General features: G+C 64.8%; 24 protein-coding genes, 1 tRNA gene and 1 pseudogene. 10 read left to right on the top strand and 16 right to left on the bottom strand.

Annotated elements, in window-relative coordinates; genetic code table 11:
- Positions 1-3: 3 nt before the first annotated feature.
- A tRNA-Leu gene (locus H5411_RS06685) sits at positions 4-87 on the top strand.
- Here the strand turns inward: H5411_RS06685 and H5411_RS06680 are convergent.
- The 7 genes from H5411_RS06680 to H5411_RS06650 are packed head-to-tail and all read right to left on the bottom strand — an operon-like array spanning position 69 to position 5,565.
- A complete protein-coding gene (locus H5411_RS06680) occupies positions 69-1,820 on the bottom strand; it encodes a recombinase family protein (protein WP_081684644.1) in 1,752 nt (583 codons plus the stop codon). The genes H5411_RS06685 and H5411_RS06680 overlap by 19 nt on opposite strands.
- Complete coding sequence (locus tag H5411_RS06675; protein WP_158691341.1) at positions 1,810-1,971, bottom strand: hypothetical protein; 162 nt, start codon at positions 1,969-1,971, stop codon at positions 1,810-1,812. Before H5411_RS06675 ends, H5411_RS06680 begins: the two co-directional genes overlap by 11 nt.
- Complete coding sequence (locus H5411_RS06670) at positions 1,968-4,055, bottom strand: FtsK/SpoIIIE domain-containing protein (protein WP_051171513.1); 2,088 nt, start codon at positions 4,053-4,055, stop codon at positions 1,968-1,970. Before H5411_RS06670 ends, H5411_RS06675 begins: the two co-directional genes overlap by 4 nt.
- On the bottom strand, positions 4,048-4,743 hold the full coding sequence (locus H5411_RS06665; protein WP_043827585.1) for a hypothetical protein: 696 nt from the start codon (positions 4,741-4,743) through the stop codon (positions 4,048-4,050). The genes H5411_RS06670 and H5411_RS06665 overlap by 8 nt, the downstream gene beginning before the upstream one ends.
- On the bottom strand, positions 4,740-5,069 hold the full coding sequence (locus H5411_RS06660; protein WP_037366878.1) for a hypothetical protein: 330 nt from the start codon (positions 5,067-5,069) through the stop codon (positions 4,740-4,742). The genes H5411_RS06665 and H5411_RS06660 overlap by 4 nt, the downstream gene beginning before the upstream one ends.
- Complete coding sequence (locus tag H5411_RS06655; RefSeq protein ID WP_043827589.1) at positions 5,066-5,389, bottom strand: WhiB family transcriptional regulator; 324 nt, start codon at positions 5,387-5,389, stop codon at positions 5,066-5,068. Before H5411_RS06655 ends, H5411_RS06660 begins: the two co-directional genes overlap by 4 nt.
- Positions 5,389-5,565 (bottom strand): helix-turn-helix domain-containing protein, encoded by a 177-nt coding sequence (locus H5411_RS06650; protein WP_081684645.1) that lies wholly within the window; start codon positions 5,563-5,565, stop codon positions 5,389-5,391. Before H5411_RS06650 ends, H5411_RS06655 begins: the two co-directional genes overlap by 1 nt.
- A 157-nt stretch (positions 5,566-5,722) precedes the next feature.
- Between H5411_RS06650 and H5411_RS06645 the strand changes: the two genes are divergently transcribed.
- The 3 genes from H5411_RS06645 to H5411_RS06635 all read left to right on the top strand — a co-directional run bounded on the left by H5411_RS06645 (position 5,723) and on the right by H5411_RS06635 (position 8,133).
- On the top strand, positions 5,723-6,103 hold the full coding sequence (locus tag H5411_RS06645) for a helix-turn-helix transcriptional regulator (RefSeq protein WP_043827590.1): 381 nt from the start codon (positions 5,723-5,725) through the stop codon (positions 6,101-6,103).
- A 198-nt stretch (positions 6,104-6,301) separates the two neighbouring features.
- Positions 6,302-7,786, top strand: a complete 1,485-nt coding sequence (locus H5411_RS06640; RefSeq protein WP_246368809.1) for a transcriptional regulator — start codon at positions 6,302-6,304, stop codon at positions 7,784-7,786.
- Entirely contained in the window at positions 7,783-8,133 is a 351-nt protein-coding gene (locus tag H5411_RS06635; RefSeq protein ID WP_043827594.1) for a hypothetical protein, read from the top strand. The genes H5411_RS06640 and H5411_RS06635 overlap by 4 nt, the downstream gene beginning before the upstream one ends.
- Here H5411_RS06635 and H5411_RS06630 read toward each other — a convergent pair.
- Positions 8,122-9,684 carry a helix-turn-helix transcriptional regulator gene (locus H5411_RS06630; protein ID WP_246368808.1) on the bottom strand — a complete coding sequence of 521 codons (1,563 nt, stop codon included), beginning with the start codon at positions 9,682-9,684 and terminating at the stop codon, positions 8,122-8,124. The two genes, H5411_RS06635 and H5411_RS06630, sit on opposite strands and share 12 nt — an antisense overlap.
- 254 nt (positions 9,685-9,938) lie before the next feature.
- Here H5411_RS06630 and H5411_RS06625 point away from each other — a divergent pair, with 254 nt between their 5' ends.
- The 6 genes from H5411_RS06625 to H5411_RS06600 all read left to right on the top strand — a co-directional run bounded on the left by H5411_RS06625 (position 9,939) and on the right by H5411_RS06600 (position 15,322).
- Positions 9,939-10,199: an HC3 family zinc finger protein gene (locus H5411_RS06625; protein ID WP_051171514.1), complete on the top strand. Its 261-nt coding sequence runs from the start codon at positions 9,939-9,941 to the stop codon at positions 10,197-10,199.
- Positions 10,200-10,221: 22 nt separating this feature from the next.
- Positions 10,222-10,971 carry a helix-turn-helix domain-containing protein gene (locus tag H5411_RS06620; RefSeq protein WP_081684647.1) on the top strand — a complete coding sequence of 250 codons (750 nt, stop codon included), beginning with the start codon at positions 10,222-10,224 and terminating at the stop codon, positions 10,969-10,971.
- 371 nt (positions 10,972-11,342) lie between these two features.
- Positions 11,343-12,155: a hypothetical protein gene (locus tag H5411_RS06615; protein ID WP_158691342.1), complete on the top strand. Its 813-nt coding sequence runs from the start codon at positions 11,343-11,345 to the stop codon at positions 12,153-12,155.
- Positions 12,156-12,626: 471 nt separating this feature from the next.
- The gene (locus H5411_RS06610) at positions 12,627-13,835 is read left to right on the top strand and encodes a YaaC family protein (protein ID WP_158691343.1); all 1,209 of its coding nucleotides are present in this window, start codon (positions 12,627-12,629) and stop codon (positions 13,833-13,835) included.
- A gap of 394 nt (positions 13,836-14,229) precedes the next feature.
- Positions 14,230-14,892: an HNH endonuclease gene (locus H5411_RS06605; RefSeq protein ID WP_158691344.1), complete on the top strand. Its 663-nt coding sequence runs from the start codon at positions 14,230-14,232 to the stop codon at positions 14,890-14,892.
- 16 nt (positions 14,893-14,908) lie between these two features.
- Positions 14,909-15,322 carry a hypothetical protein gene (locus H5411_RS06600; RefSeq protein ID WP_158691345.1) on the top strand — a complete coding sequence of 138 codons (414 nt, stop codon included), beginning with the start codon at positions 14,909-14,911 and terminating at the stop codon, positions 15,320-15,322.
- 436 nt (positions 15,323-15,758) lie between these two features.
- Here the strand turns inward: H5411_RS06600 and H5411_RS06595 are convergent, their stop codons facing one another.
- The 8 genes and pseudogenes from H5411_RS06595 to H5411_RS06565 all read right to left on the bottom strand — a co-directional run bounded on the left by H5411_RS06595 (position 15,759) and on the right by H5411_RS06565 (position 23,973).
- Entirely contained in the window at positions 15,759-17,219 is a 1,461-nt protein-coding gene (locus H5411_RS06595; RefSeq protein WP_244194861.1) for a recombinase family protein, read from the bottom strand.
- 196 nt (positions 17,220-17,415) lie between these two features.
- Complete coding sequence (locus H5411_RS06590; protein WP_167441831.1) at positions 17,416-17,568, bottom strand: hypothetical protein; 153 nt, start codon at positions 17,566-17,568, stop codon at positions 17,416-17,418.
- A 121-nt stretch (positions 17,569-17,689) separates the two neighbouring features.
- Positions 17,690-17,902 (bottom strand): acyl-CoA dehydrogenase family protein, encoded by a 213-nt coding sequence (locus H5411_RS48370; RefSeq protein ID WP_279630038.1) that lies wholly within the window; start codon positions 17,900-17,902, stop codon positions 17,690-17,692.
- Positions 17,903-18,020: 118 nt separating this feature from the next.
- Positions 18,021-18,212: pseudogene (locus H5411_RS48365) on the bottom strand (acyl-CoA dehydrogenase family protein); the annotation flags it as partial.
- A gap of 565 nt (positions 18,213-18,777) precedes the next feature.
- A complete protein-coding gene (locus H5411_RS06580) occupies positions 18,778-19,971 on the bottom strand; it encodes an acyl-CoA dehydrogenase family protein (protein ID WP_101439742.1) in 1,194 nt (397 codons plus the stop codon).
- 5 nt (positions 19,972-19,976) lie between these two features.
- Positions 19,977-20,849: a TIGR03621 family F420-dependent LLM class oxidoreductase gene (locus H5411_RS06575; RefSeq protein ID WP_101439741.1), complete on the bottom strand. Its 873-nt coding sequence runs from the start codon at positions 20,847-20,849 to the stop codon at positions 19,977-19,979.
- Entirely contained in the window at positions 20,846-22,450 is a 1,605-nt protein-coding gene (locus H5411_RS06570; protein WP_101439740.1) for a PQQ-binding-like beta-propeller repeat protein, read from the bottom strand. Before H5411_RS06570 ends, H5411_RS06575 begins: the two co-directional genes overlap by 4 nt.
- A gap of 62 nt (positions 22,451-22,512) precedes the next feature.
- Positions 22,513-23,973 carry an aldehyde dehydrogenase gene (locus H5411_RS06565; RefSeq protein WP_208637738.1) on the bottom strand — a complete coding sequence of 487 codons (1,461 nt, stop codon included), beginning with the start codon at positions 23,971-23,973 and terminating at the stop codon, positions 22,513-22,515.
- Position 23,974: the final 1 nt, after the last annotated feature.

Here is a 23,974-nt window from a genome sequence, read left to right as displayed (position 1 = left end):
CAAGTCCGAGTGGCGGAATGGCAGACGCGCTAGCTTGAGGTGCTAGTGTCCTTAACGGACGTGGGGGTTCAAGTCCCCCCTCGGACACACACATTATTCACCCGTGGAGAGGCCGTCAGATCGACGGCCTCTTTTTCGTGGTCGAACCGCAGGTCAAGAGCAAGGTCCCGGTAGAGCTGGGCCAGCTTCCCCGGTTCCGAGTCGGTCAGCGCAGCGCCGATGTCGCCGAGCGAGTCGATCATCGCGTAGACCTCGGCCTCGCTCAGCCCGGCGGGCTCTCCCCGGTTCGCCAGCTCGGCCTGCGCCACCGCTCTATCCGCCTGCGCCTGGTTGATGCTCTCTACGACCGCCGCCGGGTCGATCCCAGCCGCGATGGCGTCCTGGAACCGCCGAATCTTGGCCTCGGCCTCCTCCAACCGCCGCCGAACTGCGCCGTCACTCCCTGACTTGGCCGCAGGCTGCGCCTCCAGCAGCCGCTTCACGGTCCGATCCACGTTCTTCGGATCGAACAGCTCCCCAATCCAGCCGTTCACCGCATCCCGTAGAGGCTCTTCCCGCAGGTAGATCGTCGGCGGGTGACTCGCCAAGGCCGGTGAGCCCGGAGCAAGCGTCCGCGCGGGGCACCGGTAGTACATGCCGTGCTTGCGCGGACTGCCCTCCATCTTCCGTCCGCACGCCACACAGCGAATCAAGCCGCGGAACAAGTACTGGTGCTTGACCGCGCGCGCAGACCGCTCGGTCTTCCGCGCGGTCCGGAGTCCACCAGCGGCTTTGGAACGGCGCAGCAGCTGAGCCCGCGTGAAGTCCTCCACTGAGATGATTTCCGGGTGCGCAGGCTTGCGCGAGCGGACAACGCGCTCCGGTGCTGCCCGCTTGAACCGCACGACGTTCCCGGCCGCCACGTCCTCCGGATCCAACAGCATCTCTTGCCGCGTCCAACGCCCGAAGAACGCGTAACCGGTGTACCGCGGGTTCTCCACGATCGACCGCACCGTGCTGCCCTGCCAGCCGTCCGCGAACCGGTGCCGGTTCTGCGCTGGCTTGTGCGCCGACGGGCACGGAATCCCGAGCCGGTTCAGCTCATTGGCGATCGCCCGGTCACCCCAGCCGTCCAGGTAGGCGGCGAAGATCCGCCGGACCACATCCGCGGCGAACTCGTCCACATCCAGCAATCGCAGCCGGAACCCCTCCGCCGCCTTCCGCGGATTCGGATGCGGTCCGCCGTCGACCACCACGTATCCGTATGGTGCGCGGCCACCTTGATGACGGCCCTCGTTGATCACCTGCGTGTCCATCGCCGCCCGCACCCGGGCTTGCACGTGCTGCCGCTCCGACTCGCTCATCCCGCCGAGCACGCTCATCAGCATCTTGTGCGATGGATTCCGCGGATCGAACCTTCCACCCAGCTCTGGCACCCACAGGTCCACTCCGTACGCCGCGAACCGCGGTGCGATCAGCGAGAACTGGTTGCCGAACCAGCACCGCGTGCCCTCACCGACGACGATGGCATTCCAGCCGCGACGCGGATCCTTGAGCGCAGCCAACAGCCGCGAAGCCTCATTTCTCCGCTCCCACGGGACTGACCGCGACTGACCTACGTCGAAATACTCGGTGGTCACGCGCCCGCCGAACGGCTCCACGAACTTCCGCGCGTTCCCGAGCTGCCAGCCCAACGAAGTCTCCGGGTCCTGGTTGTCCTCCGTCGAGCACCGCCCGTAGAACGCGACCGGCCCGATGCCCTCGTCGACCGGCTCGACCGCCTGGACACCCAGAATCTCGTCCAGCGTCGCCCACGGGTCACTGATGAAATCAGCCGTCATGCTGCACCCCCTCGACCGGTTCCAGGACCGGAACCGCAGTCAGTTCGATCAGGATCGCCAGCAGTGCTCGTGCCGCAGGCACGGTCAGTGTCGGCGTCTTCACTGGCAGGATAACCCGAACGTCGCTGGATGAGGTTTCGCGGCGCGTCATGATTCGGTACCCCCGCCCACCTCGCCGGCTCGTGTTCGTTCTCGGTCGATCGATGCACTGATTTCAGCCCTCAGGTAGCCCCGAACCTGCCTGACATGCCCGTCCTCGCCGGATACTCGCCCGCGCCTGCCCTGGCAGCCAAGGTCCGCCATCAGCTGTGCGAACTCCTTCGCGTCCACCGCCAACGCCTCGACCAGCTCAGCTGTCGGGATGAACTCCCGCTCGTCGCCATCCAGGTAGGCAGCGAGAGACGCGAGCGGCTCTGGCAGCACGGCAGGCGCTGCGGCCTCTGCCTGCGCGAGCACCTTCAAGGTGTTCTCCAGCGCCAAGTCCGTCCCGGCCGCGTGCCCGGTCAGAGTCCCCTCAGCTTCACGCAGCTCCCGACCACGGCGACAGATCGTCTGCCAATCCTCATTCGGCATGTAGTACGTCCGCACAGTCAGCGCCAGCACATCCCCACCAGCCTGCGCATCCCCGTCCGGCCGGAGAATCCCAACCCCCTTATGCGACGCCAGCAACCGACTGCTGTCATACCCCCGCGTGTTCATCTGCTCACCGAGCACGATGTTGCTGTCCCGCCAATCCATGACACGCAACGCGAACCGCGACCCAAGCACCGCCCGCAGGCCAGACGGAATCGTCTTCGAGTCCGGCCGCTGGGTAGCCAACACCAACACAATCCCCGCCGCCGGACCCTTCTTAGCCAGCCACGTCAACAACTCGCCGACGTACTCGCCCGCCGTCAACGTCTTGCCCTCGACCTTGACCGGCGTCCGGTCCTCCAGCGGAACCTGCACCTCGTCCACGAAAATCGCCGTGATCGGCATATCCAGCGCCCGGTCCCGCGACATCGCCGGCGTCACCTTCGACTCCGGACACGTCTCGTCGTCCAGTTCCCGCATCCGCCGGAATCGCCCCTGCACCTCGCCGACCAGCTCCACCAGCCACCCGACCAGCGCCAACACGTGCTCCGGCTCATCACCCGACATGAACCGATGCGCGACGCGCCCAGCCGCGTCCCAGTCCTTCCCAGCCTTGAAATCCGCCACATAGAGCCGTGTGAACGGGTCAAGCACCAGCCCAGCCGCAGCCAACCGCGCCGCGAATGTCTTGCCCTGCCGAGGAATCGCCCCAACCAGCAACGACGTCCACACCAACGGAAGATCCACCCGCCGGTCCCGCGCATCCCGTCCGAACGGGACCGGCCGCCACGCATCCCACCGCGCCGCGTCGAGCAACGGTGTCCTCCGCGGAGCCGATGCGTACGGATCCTCATCGGCAACCCACATCGCGACCCGGCCAGCGTGCCCGCCGTTACCGCGCACCCGCTCCACGATCAGCTGCACCTCATCCACTGCGAGCGCCGACGCCAGCGCCTCCCGGTTCTTGATCACGTCCGCGGCCTTCCGCGTAGCCGGAAGATCCACGGTGATCGCCCAGCCGTCGCCCATCCGCGTCGCGCGCTCGACCAGCCGCAACGTCTCGTCCTTGCCGACCAGCTTCGCGTCCCGGAACGCGTCGACCAGCACCTGCGGATCCATCGTCCAGCGCAACGTCCGCGGCCCGGCCAGCACCGCCTTTCGTCCCGGACTCCCTTCGCGCTGCCGTCCGAGCACGGCCAACGCAACCGCCAAGACTCCACCGACAATCCAAAGAGCAACGATGCCGTAGACCAGGTCAGCCAGCAGCGTCACCGCAGCCGCACCAGCCACAACCGCACCGGTGACCTTCCACCGAAACAATGTCAGCGCCCGGATATCGGCGAACTTGTCCGCCAGCTTCTCGGACTGTTCCGCCGCCTCCCGGAAGTCCCGAACGGTCACCCAAGCTCGCCACCACCGCGCAGCCGCGACCAACCCACGCGCCACCGCGCCCAAACAACGGAACGGCGAACGCGCCACACCCGCAACGAAGTCCTTCGCCGCTTGCCGTATCTGGTTCCGGTCCTTTAACCACGTCGGCACCCACCGCGACCGCAGCCACCAGGACTCAAGCCGCTTCCGCGGACGCGGCTGAGGCAACGTGTCATCCACCAACTCGCCATCGAGTATCGGATCAGCCTTGACCAGCGCGTCGTCAGCCATTGGCCACCTCCGCGCGCAAGGCCCGAGCCAACCGCGGTGACAACCCGCGCGAACACCCGGTCTCCTGCCGAACCCACGCCGGCGTGATCTCCACACCCGGAGCCCAAGCCGCCCGCGCCTCGGCGAGATAGTCCGCGAACAGCTTCCGCCGCCCGCCCTCGACCGGCCGAACAATTCGACGCTCACCAGCAGCCACCAGCACAGCATCGGTCAGCTTGTCCCGAAGATCCGTGACCGCCTCCACCGCCACGAACACCACCAGCGGCGGAACGGAATGCAACACGATCGCCGCAGCCTCACCGGCCATGAACGACGTCCAGGTGTTCATGACATACGTCGCCGCGAGCGTGAACCACTTCGCCCGCCGCACCCACGGACCAGTCCGCACCTGGTACCGCGCCGTCACCTGCTCCGCCCGGAGAATCGCCAGCAGTACCAACGAAACAGTGGGATCCAGAACCCATGCAGCCAGCCACGGCAACGACCAAACCGCCGTGGCCGCCGACGCGAAGGTCTGCACGTTCGTCATCGTGAAGCCCAGCCCGAGCACGATCCCGGACCACGCCATCCAGTCAACCTGCCGCCGTACCCGCTCAATCCGCAACGCCACCACGTCCGGATCCGTCTGATACGCCCTAACCTCCGCCGCCTCAGCCGCGTCCTGCGCCAACCTCTGCGCCCGACTCATCGCCGACCACCCCGCTTCGAGGTGTCGACCGTCGTCACGGTGAGCGCCCGAGTCAGTGCGTGCGCAGCGAACAGCGCAGGCAACCCCAACACCGCCAGCAAGACCCACGTCCCGCCCTGGTGAGCGATCACCACCCACTGAACCGCCACGATCAGCGCCGCGTTGAACACGACCCGCCCGGCCAACGACACCAGCCTCGCCCCGGACCTCGCCTTCTCCGCCGCTGCCTTCGCTCGGCGCGCACCGGCACGCCACACCCAAAACAGCACCAGCAGCACGCCGACTCCGGCCACGAGCTGCGTCGGCGTCACGGTCAGCCCGTTCATCGCGCACCCCCTGCCCGCTCGCCGCGGCGCAGCCAGTGCGGGTGCAACGCCCGCCGGTCGTCGTCCGTCATCCCGCCCCAGACACCGACCGTCGCCACACCGGCCGTCCGCAACTCCAGTTCGAGGCACATGTCCCAGACCGGACACCCGCCGCACATCCGGGCGGCGAGTTCCGCGTCCGACGACGCGGGCGGCGGGTCAGCGTCTGGTGGCCACATACAGAGTCCGTCCCTGGTCACGACGTCGTAGAGCACGTCGGACGGCACCCAACGGAGCGCGTCGAGCCGCCAAGCGATCCCGATCAAGGTGAGTTCGTCCATCACGCCGCACCTCCGCGAAGGACGCGCGTCAGCTCGGTGGACGGGATCCTCAGCCCTTCCCGGCGACGGACCACCCGCAGCTTGCGACTCCGGATGGCCCGACTGACCGCGCCCCGCGAGACGCCGAGCAGCCAAGCCGCTTCATCCGGCGTGTGAAAAGTGAGATTCGAGTTCATAAGAAAAGGCCAATCTGATGATTTCAAGACTATGTTGTTGATTTCAGCTGCCCGAAGGGCATAGATATCCGACGCGCCGCGGCACACCCGCTACGCGGCGCGAGAAAAGCGCAATGACGCGCTAATCTCGGCGCTGAGGCGGAGCGCGGAGGAATAGGTGTCGGAGGATTGGGCGGCGGTCGCGAAGGCGATCGACATGCGCGTGCACGAACTCGGCTGGCGACAGCGAGAGTTGGCGGAGCGGTCGCACGTGTCGCAGGCGATCGTGCGCGAGCTGCAGCACCACACGGTCGAGCGCCGACGGAGCGCGCGCACGCTCGAAGCACTCTCGACCACACTCGGCTGGCACCCGCAGCATCTGCAGGCCGTGCTGCAGAACCGCACGCCCCCGCACCCCGACGAGCCAGCCAACGACGGCGGTGAACTCTCGACTCGCCTCGACGCGCTGGAGCAGCGCTTGGACGAGATCTTCGACCGGCTGGACGACGTCCAGACCAGCCTGGCGACCGTCGTCGACCACGTGCAGAAGAAGCGCTGACGGCTTGCGCGCCGCTGTGATGAACTTGGTGGTTTCCATACCCCGAATTCAAGGCCGAAACGGCGACCATTCCCATGCATCGCCAGTGCATGAGCAGTGCACGACTAATGCAGCTTCGAATTCGGAAAGCGCGCGCCGATGAATCCGGCCGACGAATGGACGGGCCGCACCGCATCGGCCTTGCAAGCAGCTCTCCGAATGAGCAACGAGGGTTTCGCCGCACACCTAGGCATCGGCGTCCGCACGGTCGCGTCCTGGCATCAAAAGCCGGACCTGCGCCCGCGGTCGGAGATGCAACAGGTGCTCGACCGCGCGTACGAGCAAGTCGGTGACGCCGAGCGCGCCCGCTTCGCCGAGCTGACCTGCACCGCACCGGCCGAGACACCCGGAGATCCCCGCCTGGACGACGACCCGAACATCGCGTCCGCGCTCGAATGGATCGACCAGCACGCACACTGGTCTCCCGGAACCGCGCGTCGCGCAGTCGCCGCCAAAGCCGCGCAACTGGACACCCAAGCCCTGCGCGACCGAAGCACCCGCCGGAGCTGGGTAACCCAGCGCGACACGGCCGACGCACTTGCCGCCTACTACGGCAGCCGAACCGGCGACCACGGCCTGTACACCGCGCGAGTCAGCAGCGAACTCGTGAACACCAGCGTCCTCACCTGCGCGAACTGGCTGGATCTCGACTGCGAGCTACGCCCCGCATCAGATCGATTCAAGGTCGCCAGTGCGCAGCCCGAGGCAGACCTGGCACTCGACGAGCGCGCCGCCACCGCAGCAGTTCACCGGCTCGCAGAGTCGCTGGCCATGAACACCCGCCTCGTGAACAGCCCTCTGTACCGCGCGCTTGCCCTGGACATCGCCGAACACCAGCTCGCCGGCTCGTTTGGCACCACGCACTTCGTCCACTACGCCCTGACACTGGACCTGCTGGAGGGCGAACTGGCCGACGCCATCATCGCTGGCGGGCCGCTCAAGCTCCCTTTGCGAGACCGCTACCTCCCTAACCTGGCGTCAGTCCTCGACGTCGGAACCCGGCTCTGCGCCGGCGGCGCACTCGCTCTCACCGCAATTGCCCGCCCCGCCGACCCGTTCCGCGGAGAAGCCGACTACGTCCTGCTAGTCCAAGAACGCTCAGGCAACGTCCTGAACGCCGCGCGCCGCCTGGCCGTCATCCCGAAGGGCTTCCACCAGCCCCTCACCGACGTCCGCCGCGACGCACAGATCGGCGCGACCCTCCGGCGCGAGATGGAAGAGGAACTGTTCGGCCGCCCGGACATCGACAACACCGTCACCGACTCGCTGACCGCGGACCCGATGCACCCAACGCTCATGTCGGAGCCGATGCGCTGGCTCATGCAAAAACCCGGCCGCCTCCGCATGGAGACGACCGGGTTCGGGCTGAACTTGGTGAGCGGCAACTTCGAGTTCGCCAGCCTCATCGTCATCGAAGACGAAGAGTTCTGGAACCAGTACGGCGGAATCGTCGCCGCGAACTGGGAATCCTCGACACTGCGCCAGTATTCGACCACGGACATCGAGCTTCTGACCGAACTGCTGACTGATGTAGCGTGGAGCAACGAAGGTTTGTTCGCCATGACGCAAGGGCTCCGACGCCTCGCGGAAATCGGCGGAGACCGGGTGCGCCTGCCAACGATCGAGTGGGAGATCAGCGAGTGACCGAGGGCTGGACCAGCGGCAACGCCAACGAAGACGCCGCAGGCAACCGCGGCTGGCTGGTCGGCCACTTCCTCGACCCCTCGCACGGAGTTCGGGCGACGAACGACGTGGAAGTCAAGTGGGCCAACCACCCCGTAGGAGACAAGCGTCCCGAGTGGACAGCCGACGACCAGCGCACCACGCTCGTCATGCTCATCTCCGGCGAGTTTCGCATCGATGTCACCGGCGGTACGAAAACCATGTCACGCCAAGGCGATTACGTCATGTGGGGTCCCGGAATCGACCACTCTTGGGAAGCGCTCGCCGACTCCGTCGTGCTGACCGTCCGGTGGCCGTCAGCAGCGTAGGTCGATCGGCGGCAACGCCACCCGCGCCCCACCGATCTCCGATAACCGGCGCAGGCCGAGCAGGAACGCGAACAGACCCTCGTTCGTCCACTTCTCATCGGTGATCAGCTCGCCGACCAGCTCACGGTCGAGCGACGAGTACTGCCGGAGACCGGAGACCTCCCAGTTCGCCTCGACCACTCCGCCGAACCGCGGCCAGAACTCCTCGTCCTCGATCACGACGAGCGTCGCGAACTCGTAGTTGCCGCTGACCAGGTTGAACCCGAACCCAGTGCACTCCATCTGTATCCGATCCGGCTCCGCCATCAGCCACCGCATCGGTTCCGACAGCCGCGCCGGGTGCATCGGATCCGCGGCGCGCTGCACCTCCGTCGTGGTGTCAACCTCGTCCCGGCCGAACAGCTCTTCCTCCAGCTCACGCCGGAGCGTTGCGCCGATCCGCGCATCGCCACGCTGGTCCGCCAGAGGACCGTGGAACCCCTTCGGGATCACGGCGAGCCGACCCGACCCGTTGACCACATGGCCGGATCGTTCCTGTACAAGCAGGAGGTAGTCAGCCTCACCACGCACGGGATCCGCCGGCCGCGCGATCGCCGTCAGAGCTAGCACCCCACCAGCACAAAGACGACTGCGCGCGTCGAGAACACCAGCGAAGTCCGGCAGCAGCTCACTTCGCAACAAGGTCTCGCCAGCCGCTAACTCCCGTTCGAGCAGGTCTGGACCCAACGCATACTCGACAAACGACGTAGTGCCGACTGTGCCACCGACATGATCTGCGCAAACATCGACGTCGAGCAGCCGGTACAGCGGCCGATCGGCAATCCGGACGTCCGATGCCGCTGCTTCTGTCAGCCGAGTCAAAGCGGCGTCCGTTGTCCCAGCTCGCTGCGCTGCAGCAACTCGCGCATCAAGCACGAGCACATCCCGCTGGGCGTCCAGCGCACAGCGGAGATCAGTCCAGTCGGGTCTGGTCACGACGCTCGTGGTGACCAGTTCGCCACCGACCTCCGCATCGAAGTAGAAGTGTTCGCCCTCGGGAGCGCCGTAGAACTGTCGAAGCACCTCCGCCTCCTCAGCCCGGCGACCGATCCGACGTTCACGGCCTGACTTCGGTCGTACCGCGCGCCGAGCTGTCCCTGCAACCCAGCCCGCCGACCTGTCCAACCAATCGAACGCCGACGTAAGCGCGGAGCCTCCAGCCTCAGGCGAACCTTGCCCGAAAAATGCCCGCACGTCCGCCACTGGTCGCCCGAGCACTCTTCCCAGCTCCGGCCACTGATGCGGCAACGGACGATGCCCACCGGATTCCCACCGCGCGACGGTCGTCCGGTCGACGCCGAGCACCGCGGCGAGCGTCTCCTGTGTATGACCAGCGTCTTCGCGAGCCAAAATCAGCGCTTCTCGCCGCTCCGCCATCGCCGCACCTCGCCCCTTCCGGCCAGCCAAGTTGGACGATAGCAAATGCAGACGCAGGTTATACGCACAAGTGCCACAGCCCTGCCACACGAGCGCCGTGGTCTCGCACCAACCGCACGCATTGAATGATTTCAACAGATCGCAGGCTGTCGAGGAGAGGTCGGATGCCAGCTGGCGCGGAAACGCGGTGACACCAGACGAAGCAGTCGACTCCGGCTCGAACCGGGCGTCTCAGGCGCTCCGGAGAGCAGGGTCCTGGGACACGTCACAGCCGTCACAACCGTGATTCGCCCAGCTCAAAGCCGCTTTCATCGTGTCACGCCACTCCGCGGCCACCCGGCCCTCTGTGACGGCTTCGAGACGCGCCAACCACCGGTACGGGGATCCTCATGCAAGCGCTGATCTTCATCGATCTCGATCACGTCCACCCAGTCGTGGATGGCGTGTGGCACCGCGCCCTCCTCGACTCAGTCCCGGATCCAGGCGAAGACGTGACCATGCTGTGCGGCCTCACCGCGCCAGCCGGTTTCAAGTCACGCGACAGCCGCGACTCCAACTGCGTTCTCGTCATGTGCGTCCACTGCGACTATCAGTACCGCCGCGCCAACGGCATCCCGATCCCGCCGAATCATCCCGCGCTGTCGCGGTAGCACGAGATAGAGCCAACTGCCGATGCCCCCGACTCCTCGAACGCGCATCCTCGGAGCCAGCCTCCGAAACGCGCGCATCGAAGCCAACTTCGGACTCCGCGAGCTGGCACGCCGAATCGGCGTTGCGCCCGCGATGCTGTCCAGCTGGGAACAAGCGCGCCGCGCGCCGAGTCTCGCGGACGTCGCAGGTATCCTGGGCGCAATCGGCGCGGTCGGCGAAGCAAGGCGCGACATTCTCCACATTGCCAAGAGCGCAGCAGAACAGTGCTGGGTCGTCCGCGGCACGCCGGGCTCTCCTGCTCGGACCATAGCGCTAGCCGCGCACGATGAGTCCGCACAATCGATCGTCACTTGGGATCCATTCGCCATCCCGGAGGTGCTGCGGATCCCGCGTCTGTACCCGGATACGCAGCTTGCCCCGCTGGAGGCCTTCGTATCCGATCACGCCATCCGCGACGGGATTGGCATCGCAGGCCAAACCCTGCGATTCACTGCCCGCGCCGTCGCGGGGCCACGATCACTCACGCTCCACGTTGTTCCTTCTGAGATGGCATGGAAAGCCGGCCTCACGACAGCGTTCGACCGATACTCCATGGACAGCGGAGAAACGGTCGTCTACTGCGGACAAAAAGGCCTCGGCATCTTCACTGTCGACCCGTGCGAGACCGGCAGTCCATATGAGGCAGACATCGAACTAATCCGGCAGATCACAGCCCATCATGGAAAAACGCTCCGCCACCCACCGACATCCGGTCCAGCTCTAGCCTGCTAGCACACGCCGCGTACAGCATCGGCCGCCTAGCGCCGTGCGGTTCAGTGCGGGGAGAGAGAAGGAGCTGAGGGCAGTTATCGCAGTGTGCGAAGACACTGGAACACGCGACGACGAACGTAAGCTTGCGATCGCCCAACACACGCTCGACGTCGGAGGACATAGAATCGCTGCGGAAATGATCCGGACCGCTGCTGCGGTCCGAACAGCCGAGTAGGCTGTGCTCTCATTCCGGCATGTGTGGCAGCGGAAGCGTCAGAGGAACCCCACACCTTCCGCCGACAGCAACCAAACATTACTCCAAAGGAGTGGTTTTTCCATCCTTCTTGCGCATGTCAGCCGAGGCAAGCTGAGCGGTGCCAGATGATGTCAACGTGACGACGGCGATTATCAGTGGAGCATGCGCGCTGCTTGTGGCAATAATTGCGGCGTACGCAACGCTCCGGGCCAAGCGGTTGGACCTTATTGGGCAGAGCGAGCAGCGCAGAGCTGAATCCTTGAATCAAGGTTATGACTTGCTACTTGCATCGTGCGACCTATTCTGGCATTACCGCTGCCATCTCATGCTCGACAATCTCGGAAGCAAGGCTCCCTTCAATTGGAAGCGTGACTGGATTCCGTTGCGCGCCAAGGTGGAAGCCACCTTCTTTGCGGCAGTTGATCAACTGAAAAGAAATTCTCAAAATTATGACCAGTTAGCGCCTGCAATAGTTTGGATGATGCAAATATGCATCGATGGGGTTAACCTGAAGAATCTTGAAGCTGTTCCGGAAGATTTCGAAGAAGTCCGGACCGTATTGGTCCGTTTTAGTCGTATTGACTCTCGAATGGATAAGCCGGTTGGCAGTCGCTTCTGGAAAAGAGTCAGAAAAGACAATAAGCCGCAAGAGTTGGCCGAGTTGACGTCCGAAGAACATGTTCGCCGGATACATGCGATTGTCAGCAAGAACCCAGATATTACATATGTGTACCAAAGTGGGCCCGAGGATGACCCTCACGACAACCCGCTTTTGGAATTTATAGAAAGATTCAGCAAGTTGCCACCACTGTTTTTAGGTAGTCTTGCCGTGACTTCGGGGAGAATCGCAGAATGGAGGAAGTCCCGAGTTGTTGAGTACCGTACTCTCTGTGAGAGTGCTGAAGGTTCATGTCATGAGAAGAAAGCCAAAGGTCCAGACCCGATGTAGTTGTATTGATGTAATCGGCGTTCACGGTTCAGCTTGCCATCTGATGCTCAGGGACGGGTTGAACTGTTCAATCTGCTTCGGAGTGAGCACCAGAAAGCCGTGGCAATGGCTCAGGATGGATGCAAACTTGATGCGCTCGAATGACCCCCTGTCGGCGGGAAACTGCCACCCGTAGCTGCATGGCGGCTCACGGCCGGCCACGGTGCCTCTGAATTGCTCGGCAATGGATGCTTCTCCGTGTAATCTGGGCGCATGTCAAAGCCCGGACACTTTTCGATGAACCTGTCAGGTCCTCCCAATCGGCTAGCGGAGCTGATGAGTCGATTCAAAGCGGAGAGCATCGACGCAAGCCCGACTACGGCTGGCCGACCGGACGACCCGCTTGACTCTAGCCTCGCGTGGGTTCACGTAGACGCACGGTCGGAGACTTACCCACCGTCCCCTGAGTTTCAGGGCGAAGCACTAACCAGAGTGTCCAGCATTGCCACCGAATTTGGTTTTTCCATGAGGTCGCATGGCATTGCCTTGGATCTGCAGCAGAGTAGCTATCTGAGGAATCGTATTTGTCGACCTCTTGTCAGCGATCAGGCTCAAGTTGCACTGGAATCTCCGAATCCCGACCTCCTCTGGGACCAGCTTCGGCGCGCCGCGTATGTGCCAGCTTGCTCTAAGCGCTTAGCTGGCGTTTCTTGGTCCGATCGAGCGGAATTAATCGATGAATTTTCCGCGTTTATTAGCCAGGCTGAAGTATACTATCGCGCGGGCCAGGAAATCTCTGGACCCAGTTCGGCATTGCAATACTATTACTCACTGCTGAATCTCGCAAAGGCCGAGCTATTACTTTGGCGACCCGATCTGATAATTGGAAAGAAACTATCCCACGGCATTAGCGCAGTTCATGCGACAGGGAAATTTGACGATTGGCGAATCAGGCCCCTGAGGAATGGTGTATTCCCGCTGATATACGAGAAGCGAATGGGCATACCTGCGTCGCTCCTGCCTTCCGAGATTAACCCTGACCAGCTTTTCGCTCGATGCTTAGAGTCAGGCATGGAGTACGGGCAAGTCAGGGCGCTGCCTTTGCAGGCCGTTCCGCTGTATCAGGCAATCGTCACTGACGGTGTCTATAGTTGGAGCCATCTTCTGGTCGAAGGTTACGGCATAGTTCAGCAGAACAGGCCTAGCTGGGAATTTCTTCAGTTGATGTTCGAGGAAATGCCGCCGCTTCATCACGAGAATCCATGGCAGGTATTCGCCATGTCGTCGCGGCTCAGCCTTGATAGTTCTGTCCTACTTGTTCCACGGGAAGGGAAGTACGTACGAGCGGGCGATGGGGTGCACATCGCAAACCTTCGCTATGACGAATGGCAACAGGAGTTGATTTCGAGTCTTCGCCCAATGCTCGGTTCTCCGCATGGATATTTTGACGGAACGCTTGCCATCAGTCTATCGGATTCGGAATTCATAGGTCTTCCGTCCGACCTGGCTCGCTATTTGTCGATGTACCTCGTGTCGAGTCTTATTCGGTACAGGCCATCAGCTCTGGACCTGCGACTGAACCCAGATCAGTCGTGGTATCTAAGTGCTTTTACGAGGCAGGCAGCCTTGCCAGCACTGCAGGCTTCCGCCAATGCGATTTTGGATAGCGAATTTATCTTTCTTGAAAGAGCTAGAGGCTAAATTGCCTGCAAACGTTCCAACGCTTATCTGCGAACACCGCCGCAGGGCACGCGGATCTACTACCCGGTGCGCCGCCGGGGCGCTCGTCCCTGGATCGCCAGCTTTGGCGGATCCCCCGAAGAACATCTATCTGCCGGAAGTGGCATGGCTCGCCGTTGAACAGTTACATCCATGACGCGTGGGTAGCGTCTTCGGCTATGCTGGGCAGAAGAGCGCGGACTCCGGGCTCAGAGCGCGTGAGAGGGCGGGAGTGGGATTTGGCTATAAAGCTAAGGGGCGGGAAGGGTGACATTGTGTCGCCGTCATGCGTGACCTGGCGAGTGTCATAGTGGCCCGTACGGTCTCAAGTCGCTGTGAGCGGGATCGCGGCAGGAAGATTCTGCAAGATACAGTTATGCGTCTGGTCGGAGCGGGTGCTGGTTGGTGCTACAGGCCAGAATGCACAACAGGTTCGCTCTGGCATGTCCTTGAAGACAAGACCGCGGTAAAACTCGCCGAGGTTGCTCATATTGTTGCGGCAAGCAGTGATGGCCCCAGAGCGGATTCGGGGGCGCAGGAGGAAGTGCTAGCCAGCTTTGATAATCTATTGTTGCTATGCCCCAACTGTCATACCATTGTAGATAAGGCTCATGCTTCTTTTCCTGTTGAACTTATGCAGGAATGGAAGAGATCTCACGAGGCGCGGGTTCGGGGTGTCCTTGAGATAAAGAGGTTCTCAACACGTGGCGAGTTGAACGTTGCAATATATAGCCTGCTCTTGGATAACCGCGCCATCTGGCGGCAATACGGTCCTGATTCTGCTAGCGGACAACTGATAATAACGGACGTCAGCGACGTCTGGCGCAGCAAAGTCTTCACTGAGATTATACCGAATAACCTCAAAATAGTAAAACTTTTAGAGGCCAATTCAGATCATCTGGCTCCGAATGAACTGGATGTTGTGGCGCAGTTCCGTCTGCATGCGGCAGCGCTTGAAGAACGACACCTGAGTGGTGTTATAAACCAAGCGGCACCCAGGTTTCCCGATGCCTTCGATAGCGTATTCAAACCGATGTAATTCGACAGGAGAGACTGTGCCTGAGAGCGGTTACTACGAAAAACGTCCACGACCAGAGCATCGCAAGTTTTTGCTTGACCATCTTGGGTCGCGTCCGACCGTATCGTCAGTAAAAGTCATTGACGATTTCAAGATGGAAGTTCGTCGAGTAACCCAGTCGACAATTAAGGTCTACCTGACTAATATGTATCAGCTAGGTCTCGCGGATGTTGTTGAAATTCTTGGCAAGGCCCCGGATACAACTTGCATAGTCTCGACTATGGACTATAACCACTTCTCCGACGAAGCGAAAGAGTACGCCAAAGAGCGGAATGTGGGACTTTTTCGGGCACGAGACTTCTTAGGTGCGGTATATTATGACGGAAAGAAGTTCTTGGAGTATTTGTCTCCTCGAGAGCGCGAGGAGAGAGCTCGCCGGGCTGGTTCCTGATGGTTGGGAGGTCTTTATTTTTGGCAGCGCTTCAAGATGTAGACCTCGCGGACATGTGTGTCCGACGTGGGAGACCGGTTCGGATATTGATTTGTTGATAGTCTACCCTGAGTCGTCCGTGATGGAAAGTTTAGAGGTGAGAAGGCGTATATTCGATAAATTTTTTGAGGATGGCGTCGTGGCGGACGTCGTGCTGTTAAATAGGCGCGAACATGCCTCCAGTGGGTTTGCGCAGGCCGAGAATGGAATTTCACTTTCAAGGCCTATTCAATGTTCGCCTCGGTCGCTTCGCGGTTAGCGTGTGAGTTTCCATCGTTCCGCCCCTCTGTGTCCAGATTGCGTATCCGTCATCCGCGTAGGCTTAGGCGGGTGAGTAGTGTGCAACTCGCCTCGGACACTCCCATACCCCACGGATTTTCAGATCCGTGGGGTAAATTTATGCCGGTAGACGGTCGCGGCCCGGTGATACCGGTCGCTCGTCGGCTGCAGGGAACGGGCGGTCGTGCTCCTCGGCGGGCTCCGTCCGGTGCGCCGATGGCGCGCCGGCGAGGGGGCCGCAGTCCACGTCGAGCGCAAGCTGCCCCGGCGGCCCTCCGGGGCAGACGACTTCTCGCGCCGCGGCCGGTCGGAGTTCGCGCGTCGCGCGACCGCAGAAGATCTCCAGACCCCGGTCGCGAAGAGCCTCCTGTATCGCGCGCGGGCTGCGGTCAGCCGCTTCGTCCGCCGGAATCAGTCCTGCCACGGTCTGCAGCAGGTGTTCCTCGCGGACGTAGACGTTGCGCGGCCCGTCGACCGGGCGCGGCGCGGCGGTGCTGTAGCCGTGACGGCACCGATACCCCGGCCGGCCGTGGACCCAGTGCCCCTCCATCCGACGACCGCACACCCCGCACACCACCAGCCCGGACAACGCGTACTCGCGCGTGCCGCCGTCCTTGGCGCGGCGTCCGGCCCGGATCCGCTGCACAGCAACGAACGTCGCCTCGTCCACCAGCGGGGCATGCGCCAGACGCTCGGACACCTCCCACTCCCCCGCGGTGTTCCGGCGCACCGCACCCGAGCCGCGACCCCCACGCCGTCCGCCCGCGCCGTGCCCTTTCGTGGACTGGCGGTTCCACACCTGCCGGCCGGTGTAACGCGGGTTCTCCAGGATCATCGCCACTGTGCGGACAATCCACCGGGCACCCGACCGGTGCGAGTTCCTCGCCGGGTCGACGCCCGACGGGCACGCAACACCACGCTGGTTCAGTTCCCGCGCCAGCGACGCGATCGACCTGCCCCTGGCGCGCTCGGCGAACATCCACCGCACCCACCCCGACGTCGCCGGATCCGGCTCCATCACATGCACACGCCGACCCCATCGCGCATGGACCGCGTTCGGATGCGGCCCACCGTCGGCCAACCGGTACCCGTACGGCGGACGACCACCGAGAAAACGCCCCTGCACCCGCGCCTGCGCAGCCATCGCCGCCATCACCCGGTGCCGCGCCCGCACCACCTCGCGCTGCGCCTGCGCACCCAGCAACGTCATCAACGCCTGATGCACCGGACTGCCCAGCTCCACCAGGCCGCCGGCCTCCGGCAACCACACCTGCACACCCACCGCGCCCAGCCGGGCGACCACCTCCCGGAACTGATCGCCGTAGAACGCCCGCTCGTACTCCCCCACCACCACAGCATCGAACCCGCGATCCCCGCGCTCCGCGGCCGCCAACAGATCCGACGCCGCCGGACGCTCCTCCCATGACCACCGCCGCGACCGGCCCTCATCGAAAAACTCCACCACAACCTTCCCGACCCCCTCCACCAGCTCATCCGCCACCGCACGCTGCCATCCACGTGACGTCCGCGGATCCTGAAAATCGGAAGTCGACATCCGCCCGTAGAACGCGAACCGCACACCACTCACGACCCGGCCAGACGCGCGCGACCCGCCACGCCGCGCAGCCACCGCACTCGCAAAACCCGCACCGCTCAACCCACCCACCGCAACTCCCTCCGCCGGCCCGCAACCGGGACCGCACGAAGACCAGCCGATGACGAGAAACAAACGAGCGCCGCCCGAACAGACCAACAACCAGCCGGGTCGCACCGCGTCACGACCCGCGCGACTGGGCGTGCTCGCGGACCGCCTCGTTCAACCGCGGATCGATCGCGTCGGCCTGCACCACGATCGCTTTCATCTTGTCCGGGAACACAACCGCGAACACGCCGCCGAAGAACACCCACGCGGCCTCGAACCCGGCCACCACGGCATCGACGCCAGCGTTGCCGGGACGTCGATGAGAAACCGCCCTCGACAACAGTTGTCCAGGAGCATTCGCAGCCGTCCTCGGCGCGGGACTCGCGCGTCGAAGTGGCCGCCGCTGATCAAGATGGAAGGTCGATCAACGCCGAGAGCCGGGAGCGGTGGAAGCCTGAAGTCCCGAGCGCGATCTGGTCCGACTTGGCGCGTTTGAGGTAGAGGTGTGCCGGGTGTTCCCAGGTCATCCCGATACCACCGTGCAATTGAACGGCTTCCTCCGCGGCCACGACGGTGACGTCGCTGCAGTGGGCCTGTGCGACGGCCACCGCGACCGGCACGTCCGGGTCTCGCCCGTTGCGAGGGGCGCCGCGACGTACTGGGCTGCTGCGGCGGCGATTCGACGCTCGTGTACAGGTCGGCCAGCCGGTGTTTCAGGGCTTGGAACCCGCCGACCACGCGGCCGAACTGACGGCGCATTTTGAGGTACTCGACGGTCGTCTCCAAGCACCAGCGGGCCACACCGACCTGTTCGGCGGCGAGCAAACCCGCTCCGCACTCGAGTGCGAGGCGAATCGCGACGGAGCAGTCGGAGAGAACGAGGCGGCCGGGTGCGGCGTCGAGGCGGACGTCGGCGAGTTGGCAGGACATGTTGAGCGAGACGACCGGCGTCACCGGCAGCCGCGACCTCGTACAGCGCCCCCCGGCGGCAACGAGGAAGACGTCGGCCTCGAGTGCGCCGGCGACGCTCGTGATGGTGCTGGTCGTCCGACACGTCCTGAACGACGCAGGGGCACGCGCGCCGTCCACAGCGGAACTCGGCTCATGGTCGCGACGATCACCACTGGGCACCCCTGGAGAGCAGTTGAGGGCCCGGCACCACTGTGAAAACGTACATCGGCCCGCGCGTCCCGAAACCTCATCGCGGACGGCTCACGCCCGCCGGCAGATGCACGCGAACGACTGGACCCCTCTTCGACGCTCTCGCCTCAACCGTGAGAGCGACGTGCAGCGGAAGCCTGGACAGCAGTTCTTAAGGTCTGTACGAAATCACATTCGACGGCTTGAGCAGAGCGATCGTGTCGGTGCTCCAAAACCGGCTGTCTCCCACAATCGAGGCACCGACCAAGAACCCGGAACCCGAGCCCGCCGTCGTTGCTTCGATATCGAAGCAAGGGACCCACTTCACCGGCCGACTTTCCACGACGAGTCTTTCCTAAGGTCGGCCAAATGTGCGCAGGAGGCCGCGGCTGATGATGGTTTTCTGGATTTCGCTGGTGCCCTCGCCGATCAGCAGGAACGGCGCTTCGCGCATGAGCCGCTCGATCTCGTATTCCTTGGAGTAGCCGTAACCGCCGTGGATCCGGAACGCTTCCTGGGTCACCTCGGCGCAGTACTCGCTGGCGATCAGCTTCGCCATCCCGGCCTCGACGTCGTTGCGGGCGCCGGAATCCTTGAGCCGTGCGGCGTTGACCATCATCAGGTGCGCGGCCTCGACCTTGGTCGCCATCTCCGCGAGCTTGAACGCGATCGCCTGGTGCTGCGCGATCGGCTTGCCGAACGTCGTGCGCTGCTGCGCGTAGGCGACAGCGAGTTCGAAGGCGCGGATCGCGATCCCGCACGCGCGCGCCGCGACGTTCACGCGGCCGACCTCGACACCGTCCATCATGTACGAGAAGCCCTTGCCCGGAGCCTCGCCCAGGACCTTGTCGGCGCCGATCTTGAAGCCGTCGAACACCGCTTCGGTGGTGTCGACGCCCTTGTAGCCCATTTTGTCGATCTTGCCCGGAATCGTCAGGCCCGGAAGCACCTCGCCGAACCCGGACGGCTTCTCCACCAGGAACGTCGTCAGGTTCTGATGCGCCTTCTCCGCACCCTCGTCCGTCTTCACCAACAACGCGATCAGGTTCGACGAACCGCCGTTGGTCAGCCACATCTTCGCGCCATCGATCACGTAGCCGTCGCCCTCGCGCTTAGCGCGGGTCTTGATCGCCGCGACATCGGAGCCGAGATCCGGCTCCGACATCGAGAACGAGCCGCGCACCTCGCCGGTCGCCATCCGGGGCAGGAAGTGCTGCTTCTGCTCCGCAGTCCCGTGCTGCTTGATCATGTGCGCCACGATGAAGTGCGTGTTGATCACGCCGGAAACGCTCATCCAGCCGCGCGCGATCTCCTCGACCACCAGCGCGTAGGTGAGCAGCGATTCGCCGAGACCGCCGTACTCCTCCGGGATGGTGAGCCCGAACAGGCCCATCTCCTTCATGCCCTCGACGATCTCCGCCGGGTACTCGTCCGCGTGCTCCAGAGCCTGCGCGTGCGGAATGATCTCCTTGTCCACGAACGAACGCACCGTGGACAGGATCTCCTGCTGCACATCGGTCAGACCGGCGGTCCGGGCCAAACGAGCCATCAGGGTCAGCTCCTCACTTCGGCGATGACGCGCGCGAAGTCGCGCATCGCCGGTTCGGGCACCGTGACGTAGCTGATGCCGAACGTCTTCCGGTGCTGATGAAGGGTTTCCGCGATCTCCGCCGGAGGTCCGGAAAAGACGGTGGGCACTTGCGCCAGATCGATCGGGTGCGCCTCGAACCGGGGCAACCGCTCGACTGCGGCCTGACGCTCGCCGTCGAGGGCGACGGCATGGACGAGCAGGTTGAGTTCGAGGGCGTCGAAGCGGTGCGGGGCCGCTTGCCGCACGTGATCCACGCGCGCGGCGAGCGCGTCCGGGCCGAGGAACCGGAGCATGCCGGGGCGGTGCCCGGGTGCGGCCCCGCTGAAGGCGACGATGTCGGCGTGTTCGGCGGCGATCCGCAGGACCCGGTCGCCGTTGCCTGCGACGCACAGCGGCGGCCGCCGCGCTGGGCTCGGGCGGTGGTCCGGGTCGGCGAGGAGCCGCCCGACCTCCAGCACCGTGCGCTCGAGGTGGTCGACGCGTTCGGACGCGGTGCGCCAGGGAATCCCGGCGCGGTCGAATTCGGCTTTGACGTAGCCGGTTCCGAGCGCGATCTCGAGGCGTCCGTCGAGAAGCGCGTCCGTTCCGGCGAGATCGCGGGCCAGCAGCACCGGGTTGTAGAACCCGGAGTTGAGCACGAACACCGCGAGCTGCGGCCGGGTGGTGACTTCGGCCGCCGAAACGAGCGCGGGCAAGGGCGCGGGCATGCCGGGGTGGTCGGCGACCGCGATGACGTCATAGCCGAGGTCTTCGGCTTCGCGGCACCGCGCCTGCCATTCCGCGCCTGAGGACGGCGTCAGCAGGTTGACGCCGAACCGGAACTCCCGTGCGGTCATCTGTGCGTCTTCCGGATCGCGTCGACGGCGTTGTGCCGGTCCGCGGCGACGTAGACCGTTCCGTTGGAGCCGAGAGCGAGACCGCCGGAACGGGCGTACGGGACGTCCAGGTAGCCGACGTCGAGGCTGGCCGCGAGGACCTCGGGTTTTCCTTGCCGGTTCACCGAAAGCACGCGGTGTCCGGTGGCGTCGAGGACGACAGCCGATCCGTCCGGCCGCACCGCGACCGCCCGCAGTCCGCCGAGTCCGGCAGCTCGTTCGACGACCTTCCCCGAGGCGGGTTCGACCTCGACGAGACGGCCCTGAGCATCGGCGACCAGGACTGTCCCGCGCTTCGTGACGGCGAGGCCCGTTGGTGTGCCGAGGTTCTCCGCCAGCGGACGGATTTCCTCGCCGACGACGCGCAGCAGCCTTCCGTTTGCGGGTTCGGAAATCACCAGGCTGCCGTCGGACAGCTCGACGGCGTCCGCGGGATTGTCGAGTCCGTGCACCTCGCGGACGACCTTCCCGGTCCGGCGGTCCACCACCTGAACCGACCCGATCAGCTCCGACGTGAGCACGAAATGTGCTGCGGTGACGCTGATCCCGGACGGAAACTCCAGAGAGGACGACAACCGCCGCTGGATTTCGCCGACCGCACCGGTACGCGGGTTCACGGTGCGCAGCGCGGTCGCGTCGGCGACGTAGAGCGTCCGCCCGTCGGAGGCGATATCGAACGGAAAGGCGAGCCGACTCGACGTAATGGCCCTGACGGTTCCGGTGTTCAGGTCCACTCGGGAGACGGAACTGTCGGCCATATTGCTGACGTAAGCGTGCCCGGTGGAGTCGATGATCATGTTGTCATCGGCGGCAGGCAGCATCGCCACGGTGTGCTTGGCGCCGGCCGGGTCGATCCGGGCCAGCTGGCCGGTCGCGCCGTCGAGCGCGTAGAGGCGGTTTTGCGCGTCGAAGCGGACGGAGACCGGTTGACGGAATCCTTGAGCGAGCACGGAAATCGCTCCGGTTCGCGGATCGACCCTGGCGACTTCCCCGTATTTCGAACGCGGCGCGTAGATCATGCCGTCCGGTCCGAAGGCGAACGCGTTGAGCCCGCCCGGATCGCGCGCGACCAGCCGGGGCGCGGCCTGGCCTGCGGGATCGATCTCCCACAGCGCGTCGGCGAAGGTCAGCTGCCCGACGTACAGATGCTGGCCGGAGCGGTCGAACGCGATGGAGTTGACTCCGGGAAGGTCGCGGGCGACGGTGCGGATCCGGCCGTCCGGTGCACGGCCTTTCACGACACCGCCGACCGGGTCGGTCCACAGGAGTTCGCCGGAGGGGGCTACCGCGAGATCGTCGGAACGACCGTCGCGCGGACCGACGAGAGTGCGGTTCCGTCCGGTGCGGGGGTCCACTGCGGAAATGGTTTCGCTGGCGAGGCTCGCGGTGAGCAGGTCTCCGTTCGGGGCGACGGCGATGCCGTTCGGCGAGTGCAGCGTGGTGCCGGTGACCAGCCGCTGGACCCGGTAGCGGGTGGTGGCGGCAGCGTCCGGGACAGCGGTCAGGGGCAGGACAAGCGCGAGGGCGAGCGCGACAGAGCGCAGGCGTCGAACAGTGGACAAGGGTCTTCTCCTCCGCGGTCAGTCCCCGGGGCCGCGTGCGGCGGCCCCGGGGCAGCTCTGGGTCAGAGCTGGGCGGCGCTGGCGTAGACGGACTGGAATTCCAGGTAGCTGTCGAGCGCCTCGGGCCCGAGTTCTCGGCCGACGCCGCTGCCCTTCATCCCGCCGAACGGCGCGCCGAGGTCCTGGAGGTAGTAGTTGAGGCCGATGGTCCCGGTCCGCACCCGGCGAGCGAGGGCGAGGCCGCGGTCCTCGTCGGCGGTCCAGACCGAGCCGCCGAGTCCGTATTCGCTGTCGTTGGCGAGTCGGACCGCGTCGTCCTCGTCCGCATAGGGGGTGATGGTGACGACCGGGCCGAAGATCTCCTCCTGCGCGATCCGCTCGCGGTTGTCCACGTCGGCGAACACGGTGGGCTCGACGAACCAGCCGCGGGACAGCGCGGCGGGACGGCCGCCGCCCGCTACCAGCCGGGCGTCGGAAGCGCGGCCCAGTTCGAGGTAGCCGAGGACCCGGTCGAGCTGTGCTTTGCTGGCCATCGGACCGCAGGTGACGGCCGGGTCGAGCGGATCGCCCAGCACCATTTCGCGCGCGTACTGCGCGACCGCGTCGACCACTTCGGCGTAGCGCGAGCGCGGGGCGAGAATGCGCGACTGGACCGTGCAGGTTTGGCCGTTGTTCTGGAAGCAGGCGTTGTCGAGACCGGCGACGAAGGTGTCGAGGTCCGCGTCGTCCAGCACGATGGCCGCCGATTTTCCGCCAAGTTCCAGCGTGCACCGGCGGATCAGCCGCCCGCATTCCGCGCCGATCGTCCGGCCCGCGGCGGTGGATCCGGTGAACGCGACCTTGTCCACCAGCGGATGGGACACCAGCGCGGCACCAGCTTCGCGACCGGCGACCACGACGTTCAGCACGCCCGGCGGCAGCCCGGCTTCCGCGGCGGCGTCGGCGAAAACGTACCCGTCGAGCGCGGTTTCCGGCGACGGCTTGAGCACCACGGTGCAGCCCGCGGCGAGTGCCGGTGCGATCTTCATCATCGCGAGCACCTGCGGGTAGTTCCACGGCGTGATCGCCGCGACCACGCCCACCGGGGCGCGGCGCACGACCGTCGATCCGGACGCGCTCGGCCGGACTTCTTCCAGCTGCGCCGCCTCGATCTGATCCGCGTACATGGTCAGCAGCCCGGCCGGCGCGTCCCCGTTGAAGGCGTTCGACAGCCCGATCGGCATGCCGTTCTCCCGGCTGACGAGGGTGGCAGTGTCGGCAGCGCGGGCTGCCAGCGCCTCAGCGAACCGGCGCATCGTCGCCGCGCGTTCCGCTGCGGTGGTCCGGCCCCACGGTCCCTCGTCGAGGGCGCGGCGGGCGGCGCGGACGGCAGCGTCGATGTCGGCGTCGGAGCCCAGCGCGGCGCGGCCCAGCGGTTTCTCGGTAGCCGCTTCCAGGGCGAGGTGCGTCTCGGTGCCCTTCGGCTCGGTCCAGACGCCGTCGATGAAGAACCGGGTGCGGTCGAGGGCGATGCTCGAATCGATG

The organism is Amycolatopsis echigonensis (assembly GCF_014174495.1).
Classification (GTDB): Bacteria; Actinomycetota; Actinomycetes; order Mycobacteriales; family Pseudonocardiaceae; genus Amycolatopsis; species Amycolatopsis echigonensis.
The sequence above is the reverse complement of the archived record's forward strand: the minus strand, read 5'-3'. Positions and strand labels throughout refer to the sequence as shown.